Origin of the sequence: Mesorhizobium sp. M4B.F.Ca.ET.017.02.2.1, from assembly GCF_003998955.1 — a bacterium.
GTDB classification, from domain to species: Bacteria; Pseudomonadota; Alphaproteobacteria; order Rhizobiales; family Rhizobiaceae; genus Mesorhizobium; species Mesorhizobium abyssinicae.
The window spans coordinates 19,302-31,098 of sequence record NZ_RZOF01000033.1 but is presented as its reverse complement, the minus strand read 5'-3'; the positions used below and the strand labels follow the sequence as shown (position 1 = coordinate 31,098).

General features: G+C 65.9%; 12 protein-coding genes and 1 pseudogene. 2 read left to right on the top strand and 11 right to left on the bottom strand.

What is annotated here, in order from left to right; translation table 11 throughout:
• The 3 genes from EN738_RS06955 to EN738_RS36130 all read right to left on the bottom strand — a co-directional run.
• The coding region (locus EN738_RS06955; RefSeq protein ID WP_127283057.1) for a DEAD/DEAH box helicase at positions 1 to 272 on the bottom strand (272 nt) is incomplete at its 3' end.
• On the bottom strand, positions 272 to 412 hold the full coding sequence (locus tag EN738_RS35365; protein WP_189605768.1) for a hypothetical protein: 141 nt from the start codon (positions 410 to 412) through the stop codon (positions 272 to 274). The genes EN738_RS35365 and EN738_RS06955, both read right to left, overlap by 1 nt.
• Positions 409 to 2,034 (bottom strand): sulfotransferase, encoded by a 1,626-nt coding sequence (locus EN738_RS36130; RefSeq protein WP_245494394.1) that lies wholly within the window; start codon positions 2,032 to 2,034, stop codon positions 409 to 411. Before EN738_RS36130 ends, EN738_RS35365 begins: the two co-directional genes overlap by 4 nt.
• A gap of 385 nt (positions 2,035 to 2,419) precedes the next feature.
• On the opposite strand from EN738_RS36130, the gene EN738_RS06945 reads away from it, so the two are divergent.
• Positions 2,420 to 3,433, top strand: a complete 1,014-nt coding sequence (locus EN738_RS06945) for a glycosyltransferase family 9 protein (RefSeq protein WP_127283056.1) — start codon at positions 2,420 to 2,422, stop codon at positions 3,431 to 3,433.
• A gap of 15 nt (positions 3,434 to 3,448) precedes the next feature.
• Here EN738_RS06945 and EN738_RS06940 read toward each other — a convergent pair whose 3' ends face one another.
• The 3 genes and pseudogenes from EN738_RS06940 to EN738_RS35360 form a co-directional block, all read right to left on the bottom strand.
• Positions 3,449 to 3,787, bottom strand: coding sequence for a cupin domain-containing protein (locus EN738_RS06940; RefSeq protein WP_127283055.1), 339 nt, complete (start codon positions 3,785 to 3,787; stop codon positions 3,449 to 3,451).
• Between the two features lie 10 nt (positions 3,788 to 3,797).
• Positions 3,798 to 4,573: pseudogene (kduD, locus tag EN738_RS06935) on the bottom strand (2-dehydro-3-deoxy-D-gluconate 5-dehydrogenase KduD).
• A gap of 19 nt (positions 4,574 to 4,592) precedes the next feature.
• Entirely contained in the window at positions 4,593 to 4,769 is a 177-nt protein-coding gene (locus tag EN738_RS35360) for a hypothetical protein (RefSeq protein WP_189605770.1), read from the bottom strand.
• Between the two features lie 180 nt (positions 4,770 to 4,949).
• On the opposite strand from EN738_RS35360, the gene EN738_RS06930 reads away from it, so the two are divergent.
• Positions 4,950 to 6,485 (top strand): mannitol dehydrogenase family protein, encoded by a 1,536-nt coding sequence (locus EN738_RS06930; RefSeq protein WP_127283054.1) that lies wholly within the window; start codon positions 4,950 to 4,952, stop codon positions 6,483 to 6,485.
• A 150-nt stretch (positions 6,486 to 6,635) separates the two neighbouring features.
• Here the strand turns inward: EN738_RS06930 and EN738_RS06925 are convergent, their stop codons facing one another.
• The 5 genes from EN738_RS06925 to EN738_RS06905 all read right to left on the bottom strand — a co-directional run bounded on the left by EN738_RS06925 (position 6,636) and on the right by EN738_RS06905 (position 11,763).
• Positions 6,636 to 7,043, bottom strand: coding sequence for a F0F1 ATP synthase subunit epsilon (locus tag EN738_RS06925; protein ID WP_127283053.1), 408 nt, complete (start codon positions 7,041 to 7,043; stop codon positions 6,636 to 6,638).
• A gap of 66 nt (positions 7,044 to 7,109) precedes the next feature.
• Positions 7,110 to 8,675, bottom strand: a complete 1,566-nt coding sequence (gene atpD, locus EN738_RS06920) for a F0F1 ATP synthase subunit beta (RefSeq protein ID WP_127283052.1) — start codon at positions 8,673 to 8,675, stop codon at positions 7,110 to 7,112.
• 76 nt (positions 8,676 to 8,751) lie between these two features.
• Complete coding sequence (locus tag EN738_RS06915; protein ID WP_127283051.1) at positions 8,752 to 9,639, bottom strand: F0F1 ATP synthase subunit gamma; 888 nt, start codon at positions 9,637 to 9,639, stop codon at positions 8,752 to 8,754.
• Positions 9,640 to 9,673: 34 nt separating this feature from the next.
• Positions 9,674 to 11,203, bottom strand: coding sequence for a F0F1 ATP synthase subunit alpha (gene atpA / locus EN738_RS06910; RefSeq protein WP_126057605.1), 1,530 nt, complete (start codon positions 11,201 to 11,203; stop codon positions 9,674 to 9,676).
• Complete coding sequence (locus EN738_RS06905) at positions 11,203 to 11,763, bottom strand: F0F1 ATP synthase subunit delta (RefSeq protein WP_127283050.1); 561 nt, start codon at positions 11,761 to 11,763, stop codon at positions 11,203 to 11,205. Before EN738_RS06905 ends, atpA begins: the two co-directional genes overlap by 1 nt.
• Between the last annotated feature and the right edge of the window lie 34 nt (positions 11,764 to 11,797).

Here is an 11,797-nt window from a genome sequence, read left to right as displayed (position 1 = left end):
GCCAGGCGCAGCGCCGCGACCTGGTCCTGCATCAGCGCCACCAGCGGCGACACGACGATGGTGAGCCCGCCCAGCACCAGCGCCGGGACCTGGTAGCAGAGCGACTTGCCGGCGCCGGTCGGCATCACTGCCAGCACGTGGCGCCCGGCAAGCAGCGCCTCCATCACCGCGGCCTGGCCGGGACGAAAATCGTCGAAACCGAACACGTCCTTGAGGACGCGATGCTTGGCATCCCGTCCATCCGCCGGGACGCTCGCCGCCGATCTGTGCATCACCCGATGGTCCCCGGTTTGGTCGAGGCCATGGTCTTAAAGGCAAGATCGCCCGGGCGCCACCCGCCGCGTACGTCGCCTGCGTTCTGGTCGGCTTCCAGCGGGCGGATCGTGCGCTGGCGCTCGATGATGCGACTCACTCTCCAGGTTCGCCCCTTCCGGCGCTCACATCCGCCGGCAGCTCATAACCGAATTCGCGGCAGAACATCTCGACGCGGGCGAGGAAGGCCGGCGGCAGACCCTGGAGATAGGTCCTGAGCGCCGCATTGCGTTCCCATTTCCGCAACGAGGTTGCGCGGATCGGATTGTTCGCATCGGCGCTGAAGCGGATCGCCGGCGCAATGCCGAACGCGCCGGCGATCCGCGCCTGTTCGGCATCCGGCTCGGCAATCAGGTCTTCATAGCGCAAATAGAGGATCTGTCGCGCCGGCTGGGCTTCGCGCAACCGGATCAAACCGGCATACTCCGCCTCCCAGCGTTCGGTCGTGACATGGAAGGGGCGCAGATGCACCGTCTGCGGATGCGCGCTGGTCAGCACGTCGAAAGGATGGCGCACGCAATAGATGAGGCCGATGCCGGCGGGAAGTTGCCATAGCAGCTCATGGCTCTCGGCGGTGCGCTTGACGACGAGATTGGCATGCGGGCGCTTCAGTTCGAGCAGCTTCGGGAACGGCGATTCGAATTCATGGACATAGGTACCGTCGAAGCAGCCCATCAGCCGGCGAGCGAGCGTGGTTCCGCTGCGCGCGCAGCCGGCGATGAATATCCGCCTGGGCGCCTTGGTCCGGATGCCGAGGCGTCGAAGCCGTTCCGACAGCGGCGAGGCGGCCCGGCGAAGGGTTCTGGCAAGCCGTTCCGCCATCCCCTCATGCTCTTGATGGATTTCGGCCAGCGCGATGCCGCTCTCGCCGGCGACGGCATAAAGCAGCCATGTCCGGCCGTCTTCCTCGAAGATCGCCGGATCGCGCAGGGCGTTTTCGCGGCCTTTTGCCGCTCCCATGCGGCTGCGCCGGACGGGCTCGTCGTTGCCTTCGAACCCGCATGATGGCCGCAGCAGCTCGGCCTTGCCCTGCACCTTCCAGCTGCGCCAGTCGCGGGCAAGATCGACGGTCCCGTAGAGGATCCGCTCCGGCGCATCGCCCCGGCGCGTGTAGTAGATCCTGAGCTGCTCGCCGCATGTCTGCACGGCGACATGCCTGGGGGAGAGACGGCGGCCCGAGGCAGGCAACAGCACGGGGCCCGGCTCGAAGCCCGAAAGCCCGTCGCTGGAGCGCGACAGCCTGACGGCGCCAGTGCCGAAAAGTCCGTACCACCAGCCGTCGTGACGGAAGATCCGCGCATAGGATGGTCCGAGCGGCTCCGGATGGGGCTCGAAATGGATGCCGTCGGGCGAGGTCGCGGCAAAACTCGTCTGCCTGCGGCCGCCGGCCTCGGTCGGTCCGTGAAAATACATGACCAGGCGGCGGCCCTGATCGTCGACATGGACGTCCGGCGAAGCGATGTGTTCTCTCAGGAACGGGCACTGGTCGAGCGACAGCGCCCCGCCTGGATGGATCCTCCACGGGCCCCGCGGCGAATCCGCATAGGCAAGCCGGATGTAGGTGCCCGTGTGGTGGGCGAAATAGAGATAATAGGCGCCGAGCCGGCCCGGCAGCCAGTCGGGGACCCTGATCAGCGACGGGCCGTTGATGTTGGCGCCATCGTCGCCCGGCAGCATGCCCGGCGTGACGATGGGTCCGTGCCGCCGCGCTGCCAGGACCACGCGAGTCCCAAGCTGAAAAGCCTCTTTGCGGCCTTCGTTCAAGCTTTGCCTCTCCGCCCGCGTACATGGTCAGATACGTGCATTTCCAGAGGCCTGCAAATGGCCTGGCTTATCCACAGGCTGGAGAACCTCGATCGAGCCCGCGTTAAACCTATCTTCACCATGTTGCGGCACCGTCCCAGTCCTGCGGTGATGTTCTGAGTACCGCGGCGCGACACGCGCCCAGGCAACATACCCGCGCCTCCCCGGAGGCGCGGGTTTTCTGTTCCTGGATGCGCGGCAGATCGCCTTTGACTCGCCAGGACGGCTTCAGTATCAGCGGCTGGACCAGAGCGCGCCTTGATCGAGGCCCATTTCCGCCCTGAGCCAAGGGTTCCGCACCGGCATGGATTCGACCGCACCGCTGCTGATCTTCTACGCCCGCAACGACGCCCTCGGCGACGGATTGCTAAGGCTGCCGGCATTGCGCGCCGCAAGAACGGCCTTCCCGCAGAGCCACATCGTCTATGGCACAATGGGCAACTCCTCGCTTACCGGTGTCTTGCGCAAGCACGTCGCTTCCCTCATCGACGATTTCAGGCCGGTGACGCCGCTTTCGGCTGTTCTCGCCGAGTTCAAGCCGCGCGGCGGACAAACGACGCTGGTCGATTTCCGCACCGGCGTGCCCGGCCTGCTGGTGACCAGATTGCAGCTCATCGGCCGCGGCGTTCGCTACGAGCCCAATTTTGCCGGCTATATGCTGTCCTGGCGTCCGGGCATCAGATGGACGCTGCGTCCCGAACACAATGCCTGGCGCTACCATCGGCTGGTGGAGCGGCTGGCCGGCAGGCATCTGCCATTCGACCACAGGCTGGACGTTCCGCAGGCCGCCCGCGCCCTGGCGCGTCAGTTACGCGGCGCGGACCAGCGTCCGCTGATCCTTCTTGGCGGCAACGCCAAGGGCAACAAGTTCATGGGCGACGCCCAGGTCGCCGCCGTCGCCGGCAACCTCATCGATGCCGGCTACCAGGTGCTGTATCTGGTCACCCCCGGCAGCGGACCGAGCCCGCAGACCCTTGCCGCGAAGGAACCCCGTCTTCAACTGGTCGGCCCGGAGCTTGGGCTCGACGCCGAGGCGTTCAGCGACCTGCTGCTTGCGCTCGGCGAAATGGCGGCCGCCTACGTCGGCATGGAAGGCGGGCTGGGCCATCTGTTTGCCACGGTCATGACCCCGACGGTGATCATCAACAACGGCGCCAACATGGAGCGGTGGCGGCCGCTGTCGAACACCGTCGAGGTGGTCACCGCGCCAAGGCGCGGGAGATCGGCTAAAGTCTCCGATACGCCCGCCGAGGCGATTATCGAGGCCACCCATCGCTTGCTCGCCGCGAGCCGACGCGACCACGCCTTGCCCCGCTAGATCCCCGTCAAGAAATCAGCCGAGGAAATCGGCGCGGTGCGGCGTGAAGCTGTCGACCAGGCGCCCGGCCTCCAGCGCCCTGACGCCGTGCAGCAGATTGGACGGAACGATGAAGCTGCTGCCCGCTTCCAGGACTTCGGTGCGGCCGTCGACGGTCACCTCGAAGCGGCCTTCGGCGACGTAGCTCGCCTGCACATGCGGATGCGAATGCAGCGCGCCGACGCCACCCTTGTCGAAGCCGAACTCGACCATCATCAGCTCGTCGGTGTGGACGAGCACGCGCCGGCGGTTGCCGTCCTGCGTCGGCGTCCATGCTGCCTCGCCGGCATACGAGAATATCTTCGTCACGGTCATCTCGCCTCTCTCAGCGCGCCAGCCATCCGCCATCCACCGGCACTACGGCGCCGTGCATATAGTCGGACGCCGGCGCGAGCAGGAACGCGGCGGCGTCGCCGATGTCCTCCGGCCGACCCCAACGCCCGGCCGGGATGCGCGCCAGGATCGAAGCGCTGCGATCGGGATCGGCGCGCAGCGCCTCGGTGTTGTTGGTCTCGATATAGCCGGGCGCGACGGCGTTGACGTTGATGCCCTTTTGCGCCCACTCGCAGGCGAGCAGCCGGGTGATGCCGAGCACGCCGTGCTTGGAGGCCGTGTAGGAGGCGACGCGGATGCCGCCCTGGAAACTCAGCACCGAAGCGATGTTGACGATCTTGCCGCGCCGTCCAGGTTCGGCAAGCACATTCCGGGCAAAGCCTTGGCTCAGCATGAACACCGTCTTCAGATTGACGTCGATGACGTCGTCCCAGTCGGCTTCGGTCAGCTCGACCGCATCGGCCCGCCTTATGATACCGGCATTGTTGACCAGGCCGTCGAGCGATCCGCTGTCGTGCCAGACCCGGTCGAGCATCGCCTGCGCTGCCGTCGAGTCGGCAAGGTCGCAGCGCACCGCCTCGAAGTGTCCGCCGGCCGCCTCTATCCTTTCGGCGGTCTCATCCATCGCCGAGCGGCCGACGCCGACCACCGTGCCGCACGCGCGACCGACACCGCGATGCCCTGGCCGATGCCGGTATTGGCGCCGGTGACCAGGATGCGCTTGCCGGCGAGGCTGAAGGCGGAAAGATCGGGCCCTGTACTGCTCATGATATCCAACATTTGTCTGTCATCGATGACGCAGTGCCTCCGCGATCGCGTCCAAGCCGCGCAAAAGCCGGTTCGCCTGTGTATGACCGTGCGGGCTGACGATGGGCAGCTTTTCCACGCCGGCGCAAAGCGCGCCGGCAACGCGCGCATCCGCCTCGGAGGGGAACAGCAGATCCGGATCGGTCAGCGCGATCATGGACATAGACGCTCCCAAAGGATGGGACAATCGGTACGGTCGGGCAGGAACGATGTCAACGCGGCCGGCATCCACCCGCCTGCTTGCGGCATTGGGGAACAGATGATACCCCGCATCCGATCCATCGCACGGGGACATCCGCATGCCGCTCCGCCGAAACCTCCCAGCGTTTTTGGTGCCATGACCCACGACCGCCTCTCCGATGGGACGCTGCGGTCCTTGCCAAATCAGGCTTCGGTTCCCGCCTACGATCGGGACGACATCGCGCCGGGCATTGTCCATCTCGGAGTCGGCGCCTTCCACCGTGCCCACCAGGCCGCCTATGTCGACGACTGCCTGGCGGCGGGAGAGCGTGACTGGGGCATTGTCGGCGTCTCGCTGCGCAGCGCCGACACACGCGATGCGCTGGCGCCGCAGGACGGACTCTACACGCTGGCGATCCGCGACAGCGGCGGCGAGAGCCTGCGCGTCATCGGCTCGATCCAGTCGATGCTGGTGGCGCCCGAGGACCCAGGCGCGGTGCTGGCCGCGCTGATCGACCCGCGCACCCGCATCGTCACGCTGACCATCACCGAGAAGGCCTATCTGAGGGCAGCCGACGGCCGGCTCGACGAAACCCACCCCGACATCGTCCACGATCTGGCCAATCCGGGATTGCCGCGCACGGCGCATGGTTTCCTGACCGAAGCGCTGGCGCGCCGCCGCGCCGCCGGCACGCCGGCTTTCACCGTGCTTTGCTGCGACAACCTGCCGGCCAACGGCGCCACGCTGCACCGGCTGCTGATCGAGTTCGCAGCGCTTCGCGATCAAGGACTCGCCCGACAGGGCGATGTCCAGCTCGCCCCACAGGGCGATGCCCCTCTTGCCAGCCATATCGCAAACGACGTGGCCTTCCCCTCGAGCATGGTCGACCGCATCGTGCCGGCGACCACGGACGCCGACCGGACACGCATCGCGGTCGAGCTCGGCGTCGAGGATGCCTGGCCGGTGATGACCGAGCCGTTCTGCCAATGGGTGGTCGAAGACGATTTTCCAGCAGGCAGGCCGGCCTGGGAAAAATTCGGCGTCACCATGGTCGCCGATGTCGGTCCCTTCGAGGACATGAAGCTGAGACTGCTCAACGGTTCGCATTCGGGCATCGCCTATCTCGGCCTGCTCAGCGGCCATGCGACCGTCGACCGCGCCTTCGCCGATCCGGCGATCCGGCAGTTCGTCGATCGCCTGTGGGCCGAGGCCATTTCGACGCTGCCCGAGGACGCCGGGCTCGACACCAGCGCCTATACGGCGGAACTCGCCCAACGCTTTTCGAACACCGCGCTTGCCCACCGCACCGCGCAGATCGCCAATGACGGCAGCCAGAAACTGCCGCAGCGCATCGTGGCGTCAGTCTTGGAGTGCCTGGAAGCCGGCACCGAAATGGTCCATCTCACACTGGTGGTGGCCGCCTGGATCGCCGCCTGCGCGGCGCGCGGCAAGGCCTTGCCGGAAGCCCATTTCACGGATCCGCTCGACGCGCCGCTGACGGAACTTTTGAGCCAGCAGCTGCCGGCGAACGAAACCGTGACGGCTGTGTTCGATCTCGCAGGTTTCGCCAGGGACCACCCCGAACGCCAGACCTTGATTGAACTCGTGGCTGTCCATCTCGTCCACTTGCGCCGCGACGGCCCCATCCTGGCCTTCGCCGCGCTTGGCATAGACGGCATTGAGGCTGACTAAGCCGAGATTCCTTTAGGGAGGCGCTCGCGCCTGTTTGCCTGCGGACATGCTTACCATTTGGCGCGATGAATAGTCGTTGCCATTGGACGGCCAGGCAAACAAAAAAGCGGGACAAGCCCGCTTTTTTCAATCACCGGTGGAAGCCTGGTCTCAGGCCGGCAGGATGGCGCCTTCCAGCGTGGTGAGCTGGCTAAGGAATTGTTCCGCCTTGCTGCGCGCCTGGTCGTCCTTGGCGTCGGCGGCGTCTTCCTTGGCTTCCTGGATGCGGCGGGCGAGGTCGGCACGGTCGATGTCGCCGACCGCCACCGCCGATTCGGCAAGCAGCGTGCAACCCGAAGGCACGATGTCGGCGAAGCCGCCGAACACCACGTAGCGCTCTTCCTTGCCGCCGACGGTCTTCACTGTGACGACGCCCGGCTTGATCGTGGTCATGACCGGCGCGTGCAAGGCCATCACGGTCATCTCGCCTTCGGCGCCCGGAATGACGACGGACTCGACCTCTTCGGAAACCAGCAGGCGCTCCGGCGAGACCAGTTCGAACTTGAAAGCTTCAGCCATGGTGTCTCACAAACGCTTGGATCGAAGTAGCGCGGACAGAACCGCCCGCGCTACCAAGTTGGAAAATTACGCCGCTTCAGCCGCCAGGCGCTGAGCCTTCTCGACCGCTTCCTCGATGCCGCCGACCATGTAGAACGCGGCTTCCGGCAGGTGGTCGTAGTCGCCGGCGCAGAGGCCCTTGAAGCCCTTGATGGTGTCGGCGAGGTCGACCAGCTTGCCCGGCGAGCCCGTGAACACTTCGGCGACGAAGAACGGCTGCGACAGGAAGCGCTCGATCTTGCGGGCGCGGGCGACGGTCTGCTTGTCCTCTTCCGACAGCTCGTCCATGCCCAGGATGGCGATGATGTCCTGCAGCGACTTGTAGCGCTGGAGGATCGACTGCACCTGGCGCGCAACCTGGTAGTGCTCCTCGCCGACGACCATCGGGTCGAGCATGCGCGAGGTCGAGTCGAGCGGATCGACGGCGGGGTAGATGCCCTTTTCCGAGATCGCGCGGTTGAGCACGGTGGTGGCGTCAAGGTGAGCGAACGAGGTCGCCGGCGCCGGGTCGGTCAAGTCGTCGGCCGGCACGTAGATCGCCTGCACCGAGGTGATCGAGCCCTTGGTCGTCGTGGTGATGCGCTCCTGCAGCGCGCCCATGTCGGTGGCCAGCGTCGGCTGATAGCCCACGGCCGAAGGAATACGGCCGAGCAGCGCCGACACTTCCGAGCCCGCCTGCGTGAAGCGGAAGATGTTGTCGACGAAGAACAGCACGTCCTGGCCCTGGTCGCGGAAGTACTCGGCAACGGTGAGGCCGGTTAGGCCGACGCGGGCGCGGGCGCCCGGCGGCTCGTTCATCTGGCCGTAGACGAGAGCGGCCTTGGAGCCGGCGCCGCCGCCCTTCTTGTTGACGCCCGATTCGATGAACTCGTGATAGAGGTCGTTGCCTTCGCGGGTGCGCTCGCCGACGCCGGCGAACACCGAGAAGCCGCCATGCGCCTTGGCGACGTTGTTGATCAGTTCCTGGATCAGCACCGTCTTGCCGACGCCGGCGCCGCCGAACAGGCCGATCTTGCCGCCGCGGGCGTAAGGAGCGAGCAGGTCGAGCACCTTGATGCCGGTGACCAGGATCTGCGCTTCCGTCGACTGGTCGACATAGGCCGGAGCCGGCTGGTGGATGGCGCGCTGTTCGACGCCGTCGACCGTGCCTTCCTCGTCGACCGGCTCGCCGATGACGTTGATGATGCGGCCGAGCAGGCCGGGACCGACCGGCACCGAGATCGGCGCGCCGGTGTCATAGACCTCCTGGCCGCGGACCAGGCCTTCGGTGGAGTCCATGGCGATGCAGCGCACGGTGTTCTCGCCGAGATGCTGGGCCACTTCGAGCACGAGGCGGTTGCCGACATTGGAGGTTTCCAACGCGTTCAGGATCGCCGGCAGGTGGTCGCCGAACTGCACGTCGACGACGGCGCCGATGACCTGGCGGACCTTGCCGACGGCGCCGGTCTTCTTGACGGCGACGCTCGCCGCCTTGGCCGGTGCTGCCTTGGCCGGTGCCGCCGCCTTCTTGGCCGGAGCGGCCTTCGCGGCTGCTGCCGGAGCCTTGGCCGGTGCCGCCTTGGCGGCGGTCTTCGGAGTCGCTGCTTTCGCCATCGTCTTTGCCCTTTTTCGTCTTTCTGTTTCTCGCGCTGTCCGCATGGAGGTCAGCGACCTCCACATGGGCCCGCGACTAGAGCGCCTCGGCGCCCGAAATGATTTCGATCAATTCCTTGGTGATCTGCGCCTGCCGCTGGCGGTTGTAGGTGATCGACAGCTTGTTGATCATGTCGCCGGCGTTGCGCGTCGCATTGTCCATGGCGCTCATCTTGGCGCCCATCTCGCCGGCTGCGTTTTCGAGCAGCGCGCGGAAGATCTGGACCGAGATGTTGCGCGGGATGAGGTCGGAGAGGATCTCGCCCGGTTCCGGCTCGTATTCGTAGACGGCGTTGCCGCCATTGGTCGCCTCGGCAGCAGCCGGAGCGGCAGTCGCCGCCGGGATGATCTGCTGCGCCGTCGGGATCTGGCTGATCACCGACTTGAACTGCGAGTAGAACAGTGTGCAGACGTCGAAACCGCCCTCGTTGAAGAGGTGGATGACTTTCTTCGCGATGGCATCGGCATTGGCGAAGCCGAGCGTCCGCACTTCACGCAGGTCGACGCGCTCAAGGATCAGCGATGCGTAGTCGCGGCGCAGAATGTCGTAGCCCTTCTTGCCGACGCAGATGATCTTGACCTGCTTGCCGTCGGCCAGGAGCTTGCGGATGTGGTCGCGGGCAAGGCGGGCGATCTGCGAATTGAAGCCGCCGCAGAGGCCGCGCTCGGCGGTGCAGACGACGAGCAGTTGCACGTCGTCCCTGCCGGTGCCGGTCATCAGCGCCGGAGCATCGCCGCCGCCGCCGATCGCCTGGGCGATGTTGGCCAGCACCGCGCCCATCCGCTCGGAATAGGGACGCGCCGCTTCCGCCGCTTCCTGCGCGCGGCGCAGCTTCGCCGCGGCGACCATCTGCATCGCCTTGGTGATCTTCTGCGTCGCCTTGACCGAGGCGATACGGTTACGAAGGTCTTTTAATGAAGGCATGCTTCAAACCTGATCCCGTGCGTCCGGCTTCTTCTTAGGCGAAGGTCTTGGCGAAGGCGTCGATCTCGGCCTTGAGCTTGGCGCGCAGATCATCCGACAGCGCCTTCTCCTTGCGGATGCCGTCGAGCACGTCCTTGCCGGCCGAGCGCATGTGGCTGAGCAGGCCATGCTCGAACTTGCCGACCTGGTTGATCGCCAGCTTGTCGAGGTAACCGTTGACGCCGGCGAAGATCACCGCAACCTGCTCCTCGACCTTGAGCGGCGAGAACTGTGGCTGCTTCAGGAGTTCGGTCAGGCGCGAGCCGCGGTTCAGCAGGCGCTGCGTGGCGGCGTCGAGGTCGGAGCCGAACTGCGCGAAGGCCGCCATTTCGCGATACTGAGCGAGTTCGCCCTTGATCGAGCCGGCAACCTGCTTCATCGCCTTGATCTGCGCCGACGAGCCGACGCGCGACACCGACAGGCCGACATTGACCGCCGGACGAATGCCCTGGAAGAACAGGTTGGTTTCGAGGAAGATCTGGCCGTCGGTGATCGAGATCACGTTGGTCGGGATGTAGGCCGACACGTCGTTGGCCTGCGTCTCGATGATCGGCAGCGCGGTCAGCGAGCCGCCGCCCAGATCGTCGTTGAGCTTTGCGGCGCGCTCGAGCAGACGCGAGTGCAGGTAGAAGACGTCGCCCGGATAGGCCTCGCGGCCCGGCGGGCGGCGCAGCAGCAGCGACATCTGACGATAGGCGACGGCCTGCTTCGACAGATCGTCATAGCTGATCAGCGCGTGCATGCCGTTGTCGCGGAAATATTCGCCCATGGTGGCGCCGGTGAACGGCGCCAGGAACTGCATCGGCGCCGGGTCGGAAGCGGTGGCGGCAACGACGATCGAATATTCAAGCGCGCCGCGCTCTTCCAGCACCTTGACGAACTGCGCGACGGTCGAGCGCTTCTGGCCGACGGCGACGTAGACGCAGTAGAGCTTTTCCTTTTCCGGGCCGTTTTCGTGCACCGACTTCTGGTTCAGCATCGTGTCGAGGATGATCGCGGTCTTGCCGGTCTGACGATCGCCGATGACCAGCTCGCGCTGGCCGCGGCCGACCGGGATCAGCGCATCGATGGCCTTGAGGCCGGTCGACATCGGCTCGTTCACCGACTTGCGCGGAATGATGCCGGGCGCCTTGACGTCGACGCGCTTGCGTTCGGTCGCCTTGATCGGGCCCTTGCCGTCGATCGGGTTGCCGAGCGCATCAACGACGCGGCCGAGCAGGCCCATGCCGACAGGCGCGTCGACAATGGCGCCGGTCCGCTTGACGGTGTCGCCTTCCTTGATGTCGCGGTCGTTGCCGAAGATGACGACGCCGACATTGTCGGCTTCGAGGTTCAGCGCCATGCCGCGGATGCCGCCGGGGAATTCGACCATTTCACCGGCCTGGACATTGTCGAGGCCGTAGACGCGGGCGATGCCGTCACCGACGGACAGCACCTGGCCGACTTCGGAGACCTCGGCCTCCTTGCCGAAATTCTTGATCTGGTCTTTCAGAATTGCGGAAATTTCCGCGGCGCGGATGTCCATCAGCCGACCTCTTTCAGTGCAAGCTTGAGCGAATTGAGTTTGGTTTTGAGCGACGTATCGATCTGGCGCGAGCCCATCTTGACCACCAGCCCGCCGAGCAGCGACGGGTCGACGGTGACCGTGATGGCCACGTCCTTGCCGGCAACGCTCTTCAGCGCCGCCTTCAGTTCGGTCTCCTGCGCGGCCGTCAGCGCATGCGCCGAGGTGACCTCGGCCGAAGCCTCGCCACGATGCTCGGCGGCGATGCGGCGGAAAGCCTTGATCATGCCGGGCACTGCGAACAGGCGGCGGTTCTTGGCGACGACGCGCAGGAAATTGCCGGCGAGCCCGCCGAGCTTTGCCTTGGCGACGATCGCGGCGATCGCCTTGGCCTGATCCTCGCTGGAGAACACCGGGCTGTTGATCAGCCGGGAAAGATCGGCGCTGCCTTCAAGCAGCGCCTCGAAACTGGTGAGGTCGGCCTCGACCTGGGCGACCGAATTTGCCTGCAGCGCGAGTTCGAACAGCGAACCCGCATAGCGTTCTGCGACAGCTGAGATTGGCGATGACGATTGAGCCACGGACCGTCTTTTCTCTTGTCTGACAGGCCGCAGA